We start from the raw sequence: 15,616 nt of genomic DNA on the forward strand, positions 1-15,616 counted from the left end.
AAAAACATTTCCCCGACTTCTTAAAGAAGTCGGGGAAATAACAGCAATCGCGTTTTACGTTGAATTAAGTTAATTTACTTAATTATTCGTTACCAGGCAAAGCCTAGGAACGCAATGCAGTCGGCTAGGCATCGAATTTTTAGGCTCCCAAAGCGAGGCCGAGCCTGTGGACATCGGTTCCGAGGCTGAGCCGGGAACCAGTTAAAATTGCCAATTCCCAATTCCCAATTCCCAATTCCCAATTCCCACTTCCCAAATCATCAAGGGTTTATCAAACCGAATTTGCTATTTAATAGTAGTCTGATTCAGCCTGTGTCTGTGTCTGTGGCATTGCAAAATTGGAGGGGTCGTGAATGTAACGGGCTGCTTCTTCCTCTAGTCTGTGAATCAGATAGGGTTCCAAACTGTTGGAGTGCCGCAGGGCTGCTAAATAGCCGTCTAAGTAAAGCCGCAGGTCATCGAAGCGATAACCTCTATTCCACATTTCGACGAGGGCGTCGGTGAGTTTTTGGTAGTGCCGGATTGTTTGGGTGTCTTGTAGCATGGTATGAGCTTGAAATCCTTTGTGGTTTGTATAATGACGGCGGGATTTAGGAACGGCCTCGATTGATGCTGAGTGGCTCAGCTTGAGGCTATTTCTAAATAAAACTTTTTACCCTGCTCAACAGGCTACCCTCCATAAAAAATTTCACTCGTTGCAATGCAGTTGCTCGACTTTTTGCGCGCACCTAGATAATTCGCTGTGCGTTTAATGGAGTCGGGATGTGGCTGAATTTGACGGTCAAAGTGGCTGAGTGTTCCGGCTACCGAGCGAACGGTTGGAGGAATTCTAGTTTCACTTGCGCGATTTGTCAACCTCCTGGGAATGGGGGCTGGGTCGGGGGGATCGCTTTTGGCAGGCGGTTGGGGCATGGGATCGATCGGCTTTACACTGTCTTATTTTCATTGTAAGCTTACCGCCAGAATGATTTCACCTTTCTGCAGGCTGACCCTGCCAAATTAACCTAATCTTTAAAATTCGTACCCTAGATATGTCCGCTGCTTTAAACGCAGCTAATGCTTGAGTAGCGATGGTTACAAAAGCTTGACAAAAGCTCTGTTAACCTTGTAGCAATTAGTGATATGGGAAGCTCGCCTCTGTGGAATCTGCAAGTATTTCAATTGTTGAAGGGAATCCGCACCTGCGATCGCTCTTGGGCTGGCATCTACAGCAAGTCGGTCACTGGGTGCACCAGTCAGCGGATATCAGTCACGCTAGGGAAATATTTTTCAGCCGCCAGCCAACCCTAGTCATTCTGGATGCCCAATTGCCGGATGGGGACGGTTTGGAATTTTGCCATTGGCTGCAACAGCAGCAGCAGTCGCTGATTTTGATGCTGTCGGCGCGGAATTCGGAATCGGATATTGTTGAAGGTTTGAAGGCGGGGGCAGACGATTACCTGACTAAACCCTTTGGGATGCAAGAGTTTATGGCCAGGGTGGAAGCTCTGATGCGCCGCAACCGCACGATGCTACCGCCGGCGACGCTGGAGTGCGGGCTGCTGAAAATTGATTTGGTGCAGCGCCGAGTCAGGTTGTACGACGAACATATTGAGCTGACTCCCCAGGAATTTAGCCTGCTGTACGTGCTAGCTCAAGCTGGAGGAGTGCCGCTGTCGCGATCGGATTTGCTGCGTCGGGCCTGGCCTGATGCTATTGATAACCCCCGGACGATCGACACTCACGTACTCTCTCTGCGTAAAAAAATCGAAATCGACCCGCGACAGCCGAGCCTGATTCAAACTGTACGGAATGTCGGCTACCGACTGAATCTGGAGTTGTTGAATAATGCCAATCAACATTCACCCGTGCCCAGAGCGGTGCTTTCTTAGACTACGATCGGTCTATAAGTCTGATTTTATTTTGGGAATTGATTGGCGATCGCATCGGTTTTCGCCGCCATAATAAAGTCATTGCGATGCAGTCCAGAAATCTCGTGAGTCCACCAAGTAACGGTAACTTTTCCCCACTCGGTTAACAGTGCGGGGTGATGTCCTTCAGTTTCTGCTGCTTCGCCGACGCTGTTTGTAAAGGCGATCGCACTTTTGAAATCCGGGAATTCGTAGGTGCGTTCTATTTTGGGAATGCCATTTTTTTCGATCAAATTCCAGTCGGGAATTTGAGGTTTTAGCTGGACAATTTCGTAAGCTGTGAGGCGGGCAGAGTTTGGGCTGCCGGCGGCACAGCGTTCTTTTGCTAAAGGTTCCATAAATTGCTGTTTAGCGATCGGATTATCAAAGATATTATAGACATTTCTAATCTGAATTATTTTGAACGGCAACTGTCCTTTAGGATGGACATCTTGCACCATTTTCAATAAGCTTTTTATGGGCGGGTAGGAGGCCCAACCCCTACTCCCCACAAGAAATTCACTGGGAGCATCTCAATGAAAGCAGTCAAGCTAGAAATTGGAGTTAGGAGTCAGGAGTCAGGAGAAAAGAGTCAGAAGGAAGAAGTCAGGAGCAAGAAGAAGTGTTTTTACAAATATGAAATGCTCCCAATTCACTCTTTGTGGAACAGGCCGGAAAGCCTGTTCTTGAGAATGGTGCAAGGCAGACATTGCGATCGAAATCGTTCATAAAACAGATGAGCAATCATTTAAAATTTCTGGAAATTATCGTTCACCGTGGAATCGCTTAACCGATAATATCAGGAAGGGGCGGGTTGATTTGGCTATCTCGCTGATATTGTAAACGTTAGTGAACCCGCCCCTGCAAGTGCGATCGATCAACCGATAATTTTCTTAATCAAATCCAACTTACCTAAATAGGGAGCGTACCGCCATTTTAAGTCAAGTAAAAATGACTTTTGCAGCACGCTTTTTTGATGCGAAAAGGTGTCAAAACTTGCTTTTCCGTGATAGGTGCCGATGCCGCTGTCGCCAACTCCGCCAAAAGGTAAACTTGTTACTCCGACTTGCATAACCGTGTCGTTTATGCAAACTCCGCCGGAAGAAGTTTCCCGCAAAACTCGCTCTTGTTTCTCTTTATCCTTCGAGAACAAATACAAAGCTAGGGGTTTGGGACGGGCGTTGATTTGGGCGATCGCCTCCCCGAAATCATCATACTCCAAAACTGGCAAAATCGGCCCGAAAATCTCATCCTTCATCACAGGCGCATCCCAGGAAACCTTGTCGAGAACCGTCGGTGCAATATATTTATCTTCGGGGTTTGTTTGACCGCCGACGACAACTTCTCCGTCTTTGATAAATTCTGCCAAACGTCCTAAATGATGCTGATTGATAATTCGGGAATAGTCGGGACTTTTCTGCGGATCGTCGCCGTAAAATCCGTGAATTGCTGTTTTAATTGCCTGCATCAAATCGGGTTTAACTTTTTTATCAACTAACAGGTAATCTGGAGCGATACAAGTTTGACCGGCATTGATAAATTTGCCCCACGCAATGCGTTTAGCAGTGTATTCAACTTGAATATCTGAGTCTACAATGCAAGGAGTTTTGCCGCCTAATTCTAATGTGACAGGTGTCAGGTGTTTGGCGGCGGCTTCCATGACTATTTTACCGATTTTTGTGCCACCGGTAAAGAAGATGTGGTCGAATTTTTCGGCTAATAATTGTTGGCTGATTTCGACTCCTCCTTCGACGGCGGCTACGTAGGCGGGATCGAAGGTTTTGGTAATCATGTCGGCGACAACTGCCGACGTGTGCGAGGCGATTTCAGAAGGTTTGAGGATGGCACAGTTGCCGGCGGCGATCGCCCCGACCAAGGGTGATATCATTAGCTGAAATGGGTAATTCCAAGGCCCGATGATTAAAACTACGCCCAAAGGTTCTGGGTAAATGCGGGCAGATGCTGGGAATTGATCGATCGAAGTAGGCACTTTTTTCGGCTTTGCCCACGATTTAACATTTTTGATGGCATAATTAACTTCTGCGATCGCAGCAATTTCAAAGTAAGCCTCGTACTCCGGCCTGTTCAAATCAGCCTTGACAGCATCCACAATCCGTGATTGATTGGAAACGATCGCACTTTTAAGTTTTTTCAGTTGTTCGATCCGAAAATCCACATCTTTCGTTTTCCCAGTCGCAAAAAATTGCCGCTGCTGCTGGATAATATCGCTGACGCTGATTACCATTTTTTGTCCTCCATGTCTATAAATAAATGTTACAACAGGAAAACGGAAGTTGGGTAAAGTGCGATCGGTGTTAGATCCTCGACTTATTGAACAAGTCGGGGGTCTGGCCTTTACAAATCATTGAGAAATGCTATAAATTAGAAGCTAATAATTGTGGAAATGACAATGGAGTTCGCTTATGAAAATATCTAAGAACGATTTTTTTTTCTATTCCTGCTGGCTGCTTTGCTTGCTTGCAGTAGCAGGATGTACCTCTAAGCCCGAAAAGCAAGTTGTTATCTGCTCGAAAGACTTTACCGAACAAGCCATTCTCGCAGAAATTTTAGCACAGCACATCGAAGCTAAAACAGATATCAAAGTAGAACGAGAACTGAATCTCGGAGGTTCGCTTTGCCATGAATCCCTAACAGCAGGTAAAATCGACTTGTACGTCGAATACACAGGGACTGCTTACGCCAACCTGCTCAAACAGAAACCGATTTCTGACCCCAAAAAAGTCCTCGATTACCTCAAACAAGAATATCCCAAACAGTTTAAAGCAGAATGGACGGAACCGCTGGGATTTAATAACAGTTTTGCGATTATTGTGCGGGGAGACGATGCCAAAAAACTCAATTTACAAACTCTCTCGCAACTTGGGAAAGCTGCACCTAACCTCCGGGCTGGTTTCGGCCCCGAATTTAACGAGAGAGAAGATGGATTTCCCGGATTAGCTAAAACTTACGGGATTAAATTTCGAGAACAACCGAAGGAATTGCTGTTAGGATTGCTTTATCAAGCGTTGCAACAAAAAGAAGTAGATGTGATTGCTGGTAATACGACGGATGGTTTGATTCAAAGTTTAGGTTTAGTAGTTCTCAAAGATGACAAGAACTATTTCCCGCCCTACGAAGCAGTTCCGGTTGTGCGATCGCAAATTTTGGAAAAATACCCGGAATTGCGTCCAGTGTTCGCAGAATTGGGCGGGAAAATTTCCGAAGAAGATATGCGTAAACTAAACTATCAAGTTGACGGGAAACAGCAGGAAGCCGGACAAGTGGCGCGGGAGTTTTTGCAGCAAAAGTTGGGCGGTTCCCAGCCCGCACCTAGCGCAAAGTAATCGGCAGTTTCTCTCCTAAAAGTTCACTTTATATCCGTAGCAGCTTACTTAAAAGTTGGAATTATAAATTGGTAAGTATTGGGATTTCTACGGTTTCAGCAATTTTATGAGCTAGCTTTTTAAAGTCTAGGTAAACACTTTGCACGGCCTGGACGTGAGAACCAATTGCCCCATCCGCAGGTTTGAGGTGGAACATAGGTTTATGGGCTTCTTGAGCAAGCGGCATCAGACTCTGATTGTGTTTTAGCAAAGCTAAACAGTGAGGATCTTCAGCGATGGAAAGCGTGCTATTTTCCGATTCATTGAGCACAGCTTCCCGATAAATATTAGGAATCCGTGCAATCCATCGCTGATAAGCTTTCACTGGGCGGTCTAGCCGTACCGAGTGTTGCAGGACAATATAACCAACAGGTTGCATTTGACCTTGAGGAAGCTTTAAATCAGGGGCAGGATTTTTCTCTAATCTTTCTAGCCATTCTTGCCGCCAGCGTCTGAGAGTTGGGCCGAGATTTTTCAATCCTTGCAGTGAGAATAAATCCGGTGATAGAGGAACTACTACATAGTTAGCTGCAATCAAAGCGGCCCGGTTAATCGCTCCTAAATTCGGGCCGATGTCTGTCAAAACTACATCAGCTTGATGAACTGTTGCTGCTTCTTGCAAGAGTCGCCAAAAAGCAGAGATGACCCGAAAAGAACGCTCCTTGCGATCGGTGCACCCGGGCCATTCTGCTGAGAGCTCATCTTCAAATCCAGAGAGCAATAAATCTCCTACCAAGAGTCCCAATCTTTCTTCAATCTGCTCTACTTCTGGAGTAGCAATATCACCAATTCCTCTAATTAAAGGTTGTACGCAGCGAAAAACTGTGTTAGGTCGGTTATTGCCTTCCCACAATTCTTCTAAACGTTCTTCATCTAGAAAAGCAGCAGTCAGATTGGCTTGGGGGTCTAAATCTGCTGCTAGCACCCGCAGTCCTAAATTGCGATACATCCAGGCTAAATGATAGACTAGCGAAGTTTTACCGACGCCACCTTTATTATTGAAAAAAGCAATAATGGGTACTGTCACGGATGCCTCCTAATAATTACTAAAACATGAGCATCTTCGACAACAAACTCCGGTGGTGGGCTGCCATTTTTTTGCAGTGAATTGCGAGCTATGGCGATACCAATTCCAAACCTTTGTACATAACCAAGATTTTTTAAGGCTTCTGCTAAATTTGGATTTCGGTAGTCAGTGATTCCAGGCATACCAAAATTTTGCCGATTAACTTGTCCAAAGGGCCCGCCGGGGTTTTGAATTTCAATGCGATCGCTAAACCAGGTAATTCTTACTGGTGCATACGTCCCTTCATAGGTGCGGTGCAAGAGCGCATTTCTAGCAAGCTGTTGCAATGCTACTAACGGGTAATCTGGCTGCTGGATTTCCACTGACTGAGCGGTAATATCAGAAGCTACTGAGATATGAGATTGCAGTATTTCATCTAACACTCTCAGCATCATAGAAAGTGGCCCAGCAATTTCTTTCTGGTCTTTAATGGGGTCAGTTAGCTCAGTTCCCTCAATTCGCAAAAATTGAATATAAGCCCCAGGTATCAATTGCCGGGGGTCTTTTCCTACTACCAATATACCTAAATTTGTTGGCTGAATTGACGGTAAAGTGCTAATAAACCTTACTGATGCTAATTGGTGTTCGACGGTTCTTTGATTTTCTTCTAATATGTCAATAGGCAATGTTGAAGGTAGATATTCCTGTTGAAATAAAGTTAAATTTAAGTCATCTAGTGTCCCGGAAGGCAAAGATTGAATATCAAAAGGTAAATCTCTGGAACGCCGTTTTTCTGAGAGACGGCGCTCTTCTTCGGCTGTGGCAGTAGTGCGGCGGGGGCCCACCCGTACCCAGATTCGCCCGTCATAGCGGACAGGGGGTGCATCTGATGGTTCTACAATGACTGCTACTAACTCGCATCCCGCAAGCGTTCGCTTTTGCACGGTTATCGCGGGAAAAGGCAGTATATTTCCATCTGAACGCATATCCGAGAGGGTTAGTAAAAGTTGATCGGTGATGCTCAAATTGGCACAGCTTCCATCATCATTAACACCTATAAATAGTACCCCTGGCTGTTGGTAGTTTGGCAAGTCGTTGGCAAAAGCGCATATAGCCTGACGGAGTTTACCTTTATCAGATATTGAGGCCTTGCGCTCTACTCGATCGGATTCAATGTCTTTGAGGAGAGTTTCTAACTGACTGTCATCCATGCTTTAACTTATTTCTCGTAAATAATTCTTACTGCTTGGTAACAGCAGACTGCGGCTAGTTGGGGAATTGTTAAGAGTTTAAAGAGAAAAGTTTGTTTTCAATTACTACTTACCAATTTCCCGCACCAGCCGCTAAATTAAATTTCTAATTCCCTTCACTCAGCCTCCGCAAATTCAAAATATCGCTCATCTTTTTAATTTGCATACAAGTGCGCTCGAACTGTTGTTTATCCTGGATATCCATGCACAAGTCAATTAAGGCCGGCAATCCGGGGTAGGTTTTGACTTGAGCGCTGCGGACGTTCACTTGGTTGTCCTTCAAATGCGATAAAACATCATTGAGAACTCCCACTCGATCGAGGGCTTCAATTTGAATGTTAACCGGATAAGTGTTGGGCCGAGATTCATTGCGGTTGCTGGAATTCCAACTCACAGGAACCAAGCGATCCCCAGGCACGTTCTCAACATTTGAACATCCTTGTCGGTGAATCGAAATTCCGCGGGTGCGAGTCACAACTCCAATAATTGATTCCCCAGGAATCGGACAACAACAGCCGGATAAATGGTAGAGCAATCCCTCTACACCTGCGATCGGCGATTTGCTCGGAGACGAACTCGGTACTGGTTTCGGTGCCGTCGATGCAGGTATTAGCTGGGGCAATTCGTGGGTTCCTGCAGGAGCCGCTTCAATTTTTTGCTGCACTTTTACTAAATCTCGCAGTCGATTTACTACGAGATTTAGGGTGACTTCGCCGTACCCCAAACCGGCGATTAAATCTTCGACGCTGTGGTAGTTGCAGCGCTGAGCCACAGACTGCATGGGTTCAGATTTCAGCAAGGATTCTAAGCCGTTTTTACCTAATTCTTTTTCCAGCAATTCCCGCCCGCGAGCGAGATTTTCATCTCTGTGCGATCGCTTCAACCACTGGCGAATTCGGTTTTTTGCTCCGTTTGTCTTGACAAAATTCAGCCAGTCGGAACTCGGATGACCATTTTTTTGGGTCAAAATTTCTACAATATCCCCGTTCTTTAAAACCTTGTCTAGTGTTACCATTCGCCCGTTTACTCTGGCACCGGTGCAGTGATTGCCAATTTCTGTGTGAATGCGGTAAGCAAAATCTACGGGAGTTGATCCGCTATTGAGAGCAATCACGTCTCCGTTAGGAGTAAAAACGTAAATATCTTCGTCGAATAAGTTGTCCTTAATGCTTTGTAAATATTCGCGATCGTCTTTGAGGTCGCTTTGCCATTCAAGGAGTTGTCGCAGCCAAGTAAATTTTTCGTCGTCGCCGGTGACTTTTGTGTTAGAACCGCCAGTTTCTTTGTATTTCCAGTGCGCGGCAATGCCGTATTCTGCAATGTGGTGCATTGCTACGGTGCGAATTTGCACTTCGATGGGGCGGCCGCTGGTTCCGATTACTCCGGTGTGCAAAGATTGGTAGCGGTTGGCTTTTGGTAAACCGATATAATCTTTAAAGCGGCCGGGAATTGGGCGGAAAGAATCGTGGACGATCGCCAAAGCCCGATAACAGTCATCATTGGTTTCTACTATGATCCGCACCGCCGCAATATCGTATACTTGCTTAAACCCTTTTTGGCGGCGCTGCATCTTCCCGTAAATCCCGTACAAATGTTTGGGACGGCCGCTAACTTCATAGCATTTAATGCCTAAATTGTCAAGCCTTTCTCGCAAACTATCTGTGACTTCTGCGAGTTGAGTTTCTCGATCGGCTCGCTTCTCGGCCACCAATTCCTGAATTTCGCGGTAAGCTTCGGGTTCCAGGTATTTAAACGCTAAATCTTCCAATTCCCACTTAAAGCGGCCAATACCCAAACGGTTTGCTAGGGGAGCAAAAATATCTCGGGTTTCTAGGGCAATACTGCGTTGCTTTTCTTCGGACAAATGCTCCAAAGTCCTCATGTTGTGCAGCCTGTCTGCCAGTTTGACGACAATGACGCGAATATCTTTAGCCATTGCTAGGAACATTCGGCGGAAATTTTCCGCAAGGCGCTCTGTTTTGCTGGAAAAATTAAACTTAGAAAGCTTGGTGACACCTTCAACCAACTGTCGCACTTCGGCGCCGAACCGCTGTTCTATTTCTTCGAGAGTAATATCTGTATCTTCAACAATGTCGTGGAGGAAGCCCGCGGCAATCATGACGTTGTTGCCGCCCATATACCGGAGTATTCCAGCGACAGCTACCGGATGGCAAATGTAAGGTTCTCCCGATTTGCGGTATTGTCCTTCGTGCAAGTCGCGGGCAAATTCAAAGGCCCGACAAATTAAGCTGTCGTCCGTGGAACAATTCGGGTTAGGGCCCCCATCAGGCTCCGATCGAGCATTCAGGCATTCTTGCAGCCAATCGGGAACTACAGCAGGATCGATCGAAGGAGAGGGAGTCAGAGTGTTCGCGTTCATGGGGTACACCTTTAAAACTTAGAAATACAAATGGTTAAAAGCCAGTTTTTGGTTGAATTGCCGAAATTATGTGTTTAGCTATACTAAACTACTTGAATGCCACAATTTGCAATTCAAAAAAATAGTCGATTTTTCTGTTAACTCTACCTATCTAATTCCGAGTCGCCCCCCCTCGGAGGTAGGAAAATATAGTGACACCACTGCCACCGCCGCAGTCTGTCGATCGGGGAAAATCGGGTAAAATAAGCATATTTTGGCGGTAGCCGTTGAGGTTGCGGGCGATCGGCATTTACCGGCAACGCTAAACTAAAAGCAGCAGCCAGAAGGGTAGAGTTAGGGCAGAAAATCAAAAAAAGTTCTCACAAAACAGGGAATAGCTCCAAAAACGCACAGCTTCCCTCCCTATGAGCAAACTTAAGTAAGTATCTACTTAGATTATAAATACAAATTTGTTTACAAAATCATGATATTGTCCGAAGACCGCCGCCAGTGCTACCAAGAATTACAGCAAGCGCTAGAACAACTACAAAGAACTGCTGCACAGGATAATCTGGATCGGGCCGCGCTGGCGATCGAATACAGAAAAGTGCAACAATTTTTCGGAAACCAAATTATGAGAGCCGAAAGCGATGACTTAGACGCCTCAGAAACACCCCCAGAGCAGTCCTATTTGACGGAAATTCACAAGCAACTGCGGTTATTGGGGACAGATGTCACGTTTTTGCAAGCGTCGCGCCAGCCAGCGACAGCAAAGGCGAGGCAAACTGGGGCGATCGCGCGGCTTAACACGCTAATTGGCTACTGTGGCGCGCTGCTGCAAAAAAATTCTGGTTCTTCAGGGCCCGCCCAGATACAGAATTAATAATTGAATTAACAGGGAATTAATAAGGCAAGGAGAAATAAAGCGGTGGAATGTCCAAAATGTAAACATCCCAATTTAGATGGCGGTACCTTAGCCGGTCGTATGTCCGTGCAGTGGTGTCCCAACTGTTACGGTATCTGGATTCCAGGCAGAGAATACGAAGCTTGGCAAAAAGAGCAAAGCCAGTGGTACAACAAATCCGACAAGCCTGATGCGACAGGGACTCTCGGCATAGAATTCACCCCCTCTGTCTACGACAGCAAAGCAGCGCTGTGTCCCGAAGACGGTCACTATCTGTCGCGGGCGAAAGTTCCTTTCAGCAGAGTGCCCTTTTACATAGAGCGCTGTATGTTGTGCGGAGGCATTTGGTGCGATAACGGCGAGTGGGACATTCTCGAAAGTCTGGGATTCCACACCGAGATTGACAAGATGTTTTCTGCGAATTGGCAAGCTAAGGCCCGCGTGCAAGAACTAGCCTCTCGGGAACGTCAAGTGCTGACTGAGAAGCTGGGGCCGGATATCGCCGGATATGTATTGGAACTCGCGGAAGTTTTAGCAGACCATCCTCACGCAGATTGTGCCGCTACTTACATACTGCGGAGAGCTGAGTTGAAGCGAAAGGAAATTTAGTCAGTTGATGGTTGTCAGTTGTCAGTTGTTAGTTGTCAGTTGTCAGTTGTCAGTTATCAGTTGCTCGGTGAATGATGTACTAATAAAAGCTTTGTTTGTAGCTATTTTTATTTGTATTTACAAACAGCAGAGCAGTCTCTTGCCCATAACTAATAACTCTGAAACACTAAGAAGTAACAACTAACAGCCAGTATATTGACCATTAAATAACAAATAACAACTGACCACTGACCACTGACTACTGACCGAAAACGTCCAGGATACAAGCCCCCGAATTTATCCGTGGGGTTAATGCTTTAATTCTTTAATCTAAAATCCAAAATCTAAAATCTAAAATCGATTGACTAAGGACTAATGACTAATGACTAATGACTCTTCTCTATTTTCCGTTGACAATCTGCGAGTAGCTTATCCTCAGCGGCGAGGCCAATCTGGTTGGGCCGTTGACGGGGTTTCCCTGACGCTGAAACCGGGGGAAAAACTCGGATTAGTTGGGGAGTCTGGCTGCGGTAAGTCAACTTTGGGAAGGGCGGCGATGCGGTTGCTGCCGGATTCAACGCTGATTGAGGGGCGAGTTAGTTTTGCTGGAGAGTCGGTGTTTGATATGAATGCTTCGCGGCTGAGACAGTTTCGCGGCGAAGCTGTGGCATTGATTTTTCAAGATCCGATGACTCGTCTCGATCCTTTGATGACTGTGGGGGAACACTGCATCGAGACTTTGCAAGCTCACAGACCGAATTTGGATCGCAAGCAAGCTAAGAAACGGGCGATCGACATTTTGGAAGCTGTGAAAATTCCGGCGTCTCGCTGGTCGCAATTTCCCCACGAATTTAGTGGCGGAATGCGGCAAAGAGTAGCAATTGCTTTGGCTCTTTTGCTCGATCCCAAATTAATTGTGGCGGACGAACCGACTACAAGTTTGGACGTAACTGTCGCCGCCCAAATTTTGCAGGAATTAACCAGACTTTGCGCGGAACGCGGAACGGCTATTTTGTTGATTTCTCACGATTTGGCGATGGTGGCCGAGTATTGCGATCGCATTGCGGTGATGTACGGCGGTAAAGTCGTAGAAACAGGACCGGTGCAAAACGTTTTTGAACAGCCCCAGCACGAATATACTCGATCGCTCCTCAAAGCAGCTTTGCACATTCAAGCCGATTCTGACAAAGGGTTAGCATTCGAGGAAATCAGGACTGAAGCGGTTACTGCAAACTCAACAAATGCGCCTCTTTTGACCGTAACCAATTTGCAGCAACACTACAGTTTAGAAAGCAATTTATTAGATCAGTTGTTTTCCAGGAATCGCCAGGTAATAAAAGCCGTAGATGGCGTTAGTTTAGAGCTACAACGGGGAGAAATCCTAGGGCTCGTGGGGGAGTCCGGCTGCGGCAAAAGTACCTTGTCACGCACGATTTTGCAGCTAATTACCGCGACAGGTGGCAAAGTGGAATTTCAAGGAATAGATATAACTGCCCTGAACCGCGATGCTGTGAGGAAGCACCGCCGCGAAATGCAAATGATCTTTCAAGACCCCCATGCTTGTCTGAATCCGATGATGACTGTCGGGCAAAGTATTGCTGACCCTTTGTTTATTCACAAATTAGCTAATGGCAGCGAAGCTAAAAAACAAGTAATCCAAATGTTAGAACGGGTGGGTTTAAGTCCAGGGGAGGATTTCTTTCGTCGCTATCCGGGGGAATTGTCAGGAGGACAACAGCAGCGAGTTTCGATCGCCCGCGCTTTGATTACTCGGCCGCAACTGATAATTTGCGACGAACCTGTGAGTATGCTGGATGCCAGCGTGCAGACTCAAGTTTTAGAGCTGATGTTGGAGTTGAAGCAGGAATTTAATTTGACTTATCTGTTTATTACGCACGATTTGTGGGTGGCGAGATTTTTTTGCGATCGTATCGCGGTAATGAATGCTGGAAAAATTGTTGAAATCGGTAAGACTAGGGATATTTTTACTAATCCGCAGCACCCTTATACTCAGCAATTATTGCAGGCAGCTCCTTTACTGGCTCGAACTCAATAGAAAGGTCTAAAATTGGGGCGAACAGATACTAAAATTGGGGCGAACAGATATCAGCCACTAAAATCACTCACCGGCTTCTAGATGGATTTCGGAAATTTCCGGTTAAATTGGTTAAAGTTAAGGGATACTTTTCAAATCCTTCCACCGACACCAAGCACGATATGGCAGAATCTGACCTAGGCAGTTTTGCGGTGGCACCCGAAGCCTCATTCGCGATCGCAGAAGATGAAGACACCGAGATCGATCGTCCGACGGTAACTCGATCGTCAGCATACAACAACTGGTCTGCCGACGATCCAGTGGGAGCTTTGTTCAAGGAAATGGCTCGGTATCCTCTACTGACAGCAGCCGAAGAGGTGGAGTTGGCGCGCCGCGTTCAAGAATTGGTAGCCCTGGAGAAACTAGAACAGCGTTTGCAGCAGGAATTGGACAGAGTGCCGACAAAAGCTGAAATCGCTGCGGCTTTGGGGATAAGCGAAACTCAACTGCAACAGCTTCGCCACCAGTGTCAGTCGGCGAAACGGAAAATGATCAGCTCGAATTTGCGCTTGGTGGTTTCGATTGCCAAACGCTATCTTAATCGGGGCGTGCCTTTTCTCGATTTAATTCAGGAAGGAGCTTTGGGTTTAAATCGGGCAGCCGAAAAGTTCGATCCAGAGAAGGGTTACAAGTTTTCTACCTATGCCTATTGGTGGATTCGCCAAGGAATTACCCGGACAATTGCCAATCAAGGGCGGACGATTCGCTTGCCTGTTCACGTTGTCGAACAGTTAAATAAACTCAAAAAAGTTTATCGAGATTTGAAGCGTTCTCTTCAACGCAATCCAACTGAAACTGAACTTGCGAGAGAAATGCAAGTTACTTGCGAACAGCTTCGCTACCTCCAGCAAGTACGTCGGCAATCTTTGTCTCTCAACCACCGCATCGGCTCAGAAGAAAGTTCGGAACTTTTGGATGTTCTCGAAGATAACGCGACGCAATCTCCCGAAGCTCAGATGAATGAGATGATGATGCGCCAAGATATTTTGGAGGTGTTGGACAGTATTTTGACTGAGCGGGAAAAAGAGATTGTTGCTATGCGTTACGGTTTGCTGACCGGCGAACCTTACACTTTAGAAGAGGTCAGCAGTTTGTTCAATTTGTCCCGCGAACGAGTCCGTCAAATTCAAAATAAGGCAATGCGAAAGCTGCGCCGCCCTCAAGTGACGGAACGATTGAAGGGCTGGTTGAAATAAGCCAAAAACATTGAGTTGGCATTTTGAAAAATCTTAAAATTATTGTGGGGTGGCACTCCGAGGCCACCGTAAATATGCTTGTTCAAGGTGGAAAAGCTTAATTAAAGATTAAAAATTAAAAATGTCTTGATGTGGTATTTTTAATTGTTGATTGTCGCGTACTACTTACTTATTTATGTCTTCTGAGGTAATTTTGCGTCCAGCTACCCGCGCCGACGTGCCGGTGCTGTTTGATTTGATTAAAGCTTTAGCTGAGTACGAAAAATTATCTCATGCCGTTACTGGCAATGCCGTTGATTTGGAGCATCATTTGTTTGGCGATCGACCTTTTGTTGAAGCGATTTTAGCCGAGTGCGAGGGTCGAGTTGTGGGCTGGGCGCTATTTTTTTACAATTATTCTACTTTTTTGACTCAGCCGGGAATTTATTTGGAAGATTTGTTTGTGGTGCCTGAGTTTCGAGGGCGGGGAATTGGCAAGTCTTTGATAGTTTATTTAGCGCAGTTGGCAGTAGAAAGGGGCTGCGGGCGTTTGGAATGGAGCGTTTTGGATTGGAATGAATTGGCGATCGGATTTTACAAGGGTATCGGTGCTGATGTGATGCCCGACTGGCGGATTTGCCGGCTTGCGGGCGAGTCTTTGGCAAATTTGGCATCGAAGTAATTAAGGCGTGTGGAACAGGCATCTTGCCTGTGTGTGGAACAGGCATCTTGCCTGTGTGTGGAACAGGCATCTTGCCTGTGTGTGGAACAGGCATCTTGCCTGTGTGTGGAACAGGCATCTTGCCTGTGTATGGAAAAGGCATCTTGCCTGTGTATGGAACAGGCATCTTGCCTGTGTATGGAAAAGGCATCTTGCCTGTGTATGGAACAGGCATCTTGCCTGTGTATGGAACAGGCATCTTGCCTGTGTATGGAAAAGGCATCTTGCCTGTGTATGGAACAGGCA

Annotated in this window: 16 protein-coding genes; 9 read left to right on the forward strand and 7 right to left on the reverse strand. The window is 46.2% G+C overall.

Annotation, left to right across the window (positions count from 1 at the left end):
• Positions 1–289: 289 nt before the first annotated feature.
• Positions 290–544, reverse strand: a complete 255-nt coding sequence (locus QUB12_RS15225; RefSeq protein WP_333101986.1) for a DUF6761 family protein — start codon at positions 542–544, stop codon at positions 290–292.
• A gap of 595 nt (positions 545–1,139) precedes the next feature.
• On the opposite strand from QUB12_RS15225, the gene QUB12_RS15230 reads away from it, so the two are divergent.
• On the forward strand, positions 1,140–1,871 hold the full coding sequence (locus tag QUB12_RS15230) for a response regulator transcription factor (RefSeq protein ID WP_333140230.1): 732 nt from the start codon (positions 1,140–1,142) through the stop codon (positions 1,869–1,871).
• 26 nt (positions 1,872–1,897) lie between these two features.
• Here QUB12_RS15230 and QUB12_RS15235 read toward each other — a convergent pair whose 3' ends face one another.
• Positions 1,898–2,350, reverse strand: coding sequence for a 4a-hydroxytetrahydrobiopterin dehydratase (locus QUB12_RS15235; RefSeq protein WP_333140229.1), 453 nt, complete (start codon positions 2,348–2,350; stop codon positions 1,898–1,900).
• Positions 2,351–2,425: 75 nt separating this feature from the next.
• Here QUB12_RS15235 and QUB12_RS15240 point away from each other — a divergent pair, with 75 nt between their 5' ends.
• Entirely contained in the window at positions 2,426–2,620 is a 195-nt protein-coding gene (locus QUB12_RS15240; RefSeq protein ID WP_333140227.1) for a hypothetical protein, read from the forward strand.
• A gap of 146 nt (positions 2,621–2,766) precedes the next feature.
• Here QUB12_RS15240 and QUB12_RS15245 read toward each other — a convergent pair whose 3' ends face one another.
• On the reverse strand, positions 2,767–4,134 hold the full coding sequence (locus QUB12_RS15245; protein WP_333140225.1) for an aldehyde dehydrogenase: 1,368 nt from the start codon (positions 4,132–4,134) through the stop codon (positions 2,767–2,769).
• A 178-nt stretch (positions 4,135–4,312) separates the two neighbouring features.
• Here QUB12_RS15245 and QUB12_RS15250 point away from each other — a divergent pair, with 178 nt between their 5' ends.
• Positions 4,313–5,233, forward strand: coding sequence for a glycine betaine ABC transporter substrate-binding protein (locus QUB12_RS15250; protein ID WP_333140223.1), 921 nt, complete (start codon positions 4,313–4,315; stop codon positions 5,231–5,233).
• Between the two features lie 61 nt (positions 5,234–5,294).
• On the opposite strand, the gene QUB12_RS15255 is transcribed toward QUB12_RS15250, so the two are convergent.
• The 4 genes from QUB12_RS15255 to QUB12_RS15270 all read right to left on the reverse strand — a co-directional run bounded on the left by QUB12_RS15255 (position 5,295) and on the right by QUB12_RS15270 (position 10,258).
• Positions 5,295–6,299: an AAA family ATPase gene (locus QUB12_RS15255; RefSeq protein WP_333140221.1), complete on the reverse strand. Its 1,005-nt coding sequence runs from the start codon at positions 6,297–6,299 to the stop codon at positions 5,295–5,297.
• Entirely contained in the window at positions 6,296–7,489 is a 1,194-nt protein-coding gene (locus tag QUB12_RS15260) for an ATP-binding protein (protein ID WP_333140219.1), read from the reverse strand. The genes QUB12_RS15255 and QUB12_RS15260 overlap by 4 nt, the downstream gene beginning before the upstream one ends.
• Before the next feature lie 145 nt (positions 7,490–7,634).
• Positions 7,635–9,908, reverse strand: a complete 2,274-nt coding sequence (locus QUB12_RS15265; RefSeq protein ID WP_333140217.1) for a bifunctional (p)ppGpp synthetase/guanosine-3',5'-bis(diphosphate) 3'-pyrophosphohydrolase — start codon at positions 9,906–9,908, stop codon at positions 7,635–7,637.
• 143 nt (positions 9,909–10,051) lie between these two features.
• Positions 10,052–10,258 carry a hypothetical protein gene (locus tag QUB12_RS15270; protein ID WP_333283781.1) on the reverse strand — a complete coding sequence of 69 codons (207 nt, stop codon included), beginning with the start codon at positions 10,256–10,258 and terminating at the stop codon, positions 10,052–10,054.
• Positions 10,259–10,371: 113 nt separating this feature from the next.
• Here QUB12_RS15270 and patD point away from each other — a divergent pair, with 113 nt between their 5' ends.
• The 6 genes from patD to QUB12_RS15300 all read left to right on the forward strand — a co-directional run.
• Complete coding sequence (gene patD / locus QUB12_RS15275; protein WP_333140213.1) at positions 10,372–10,770, forward strand: heterocyst frequency control protein PatD; 399 nt, start codon at positions 10,372–10,374, stop codon at positions 10,768–10,770.
• A gap of 45 nt (positions 10,771–10,815) precedes the next feature.
• Positions 10,816–11,400: a zf-TFIIB domain-containing protein gene (locus QUB12_RS15280; RefSeq protein ID WP_333307402.1), complete on the forward strand. Its 585-nt coding sequence runs from the start codon at positions 10,816–10,818 to the stop codon at positions 11,398–11,400.
• A 361-nt stretch (positions 11,401–11,761) separates the two neighbouring features.
• On the forward strand, positions 11,762–13,435 hold the full coding sequence (locus tag QUB12_RS15285; RefSeq protein ID WP_333307405.1) for an ABC transporter ATP-binding protein: 1,674 nt from the start codon (positions 11,762–11,764) through the stop codon (positions 13,433–13,435).
• A gap of 161 nt (positions 13,436–13,596) precedes the next feature.
• Complete coding sequence (locus tag QUB12_RS15290; RefSeq protein WP_333140207.1) at positions 13,597–14,670, forward strand: RNA polymerase sigma factor, RpoD/SigA family; 1,074 nt, start codon at positions 13,597–13,599, stop codon at positions 14,668–14,670.
• A 175-nt stretch (positions 14,671–14,845) separates the two neighbouring features.
• Positions 14,846–15,331 carry a GNAT family N-acetyltransferase gene (locus QUB12_RS15295; RefSeq protein ID WP_333140205.1) on the forward strand — a complete coding sequence of 162 codons (486 nt, stop codon included), beginning with the start codon at positions 14,846–14,848 and terminating at the stop codon, positions 15,329–15,331.
• A gap of 23 nt (positions 15,332–15,354) precedes the next feature.
• On the forward strand, positions 15,355–15,616 hold a 262-nt coding region (locus QUB12_RS15300; RefSeq protein WP_333307408.1), incomplete at its 3' end, for a hypothetical protein.

It is taken from the genome of Microcoleus sp. B7-D4, assembly GCF_036705125.1.
Taxonomy (GTDB): domain Bacteria; phylum Cyanobacteriota; class Cyanobacteriia; order Cyanobacteriales; family Microcoleaceae; genus Microcoleus.

What these genes read in the sequence shown, in the direction of transcription:
- QUB12_RS15225 (WP_333101986.1), bottom strand. Translation starts at nt 544, where the DNA reads ATGCTACAAGACACCCAAACAATCCGGCACTACCAAAAACTCACCGAC.
- QUB12_RS15235 (WP_333140229.1), bottom strand. Translation starts at nt 2,350, where the DNA reads ATGGTGCAAGATGTCCATCCTAAAGGACAGTTGCCGTTCAAAATAATT.
- QUB12_RS15240 (WP_333140227.1), top strand. Translation starts at nt 2,426, where the DNA reads ATGAAAGCAGTCAAGCTAGAAATTGGAGTTAGGAGTCAGGAGTCAGGA.
- QUB12_RS15245 (WP_333140225.1), bottom strand. Translation starts at nt 4,134, where the DNA reads ATGGTAATCAGCGTCAGCGATATTATCCAGCAGCAGCGGCAATTTTTT.
- QUB12_RS15250 (WP_333140223.1), top strand. Translation starts at nt 4,313, where the DNA reads ATGAAAATATCTAAGAACGATTTTTTTTTCTATTCCTGCTGGCTGCTT.
- QUB12_RS15260 (WP_333140219.1), bottom strand. Translation starts at nt 7,489, where the DNA reads ATGGATGACAGTCAGTTAGAAACTCTCCTCAAAGACATTGAATCCGAT.
- QUB12_RS15265 (WP_333140217.1), bottom strand. Translation starts at nt 9,908, where the DNA reads ATGAACGCGAACACTCTGACTCCCTCTCCTTCGATCGATCCTGCTGTA.
- patD (WP_333140213.1), top strand. Translation starts at nt 10,372, where the DNA reads ATGATATTGTCCGAAGACCGCCGCCAGTGCTACCAAGAATTACAGCAA.
- QUB12_RS15285 (WP_333307405.1), top strand. Translation starts at nt 11,762, where the DNA reads ATGACTAATGACTCTTCTCTATTTTCCGTTGACAATCTGCGAGTAGCT.
- QUB12_RS15290 (WP_333140207.1), top strand. Translation starts at nt 13,597, where the DNA reads ATGGCAGAATCTGACCTAGGCAGTTTTGCGGTGGCACCCGAAGCCTCA.
- QUB12_RS15295 (WP_333140205.1), top strand. Translation starts at nt 14,846, where the DNA reads ATGTCTTCTGAGGTAATTTTGCGTCCAGCTACCCGCGCCGACGTGCCG.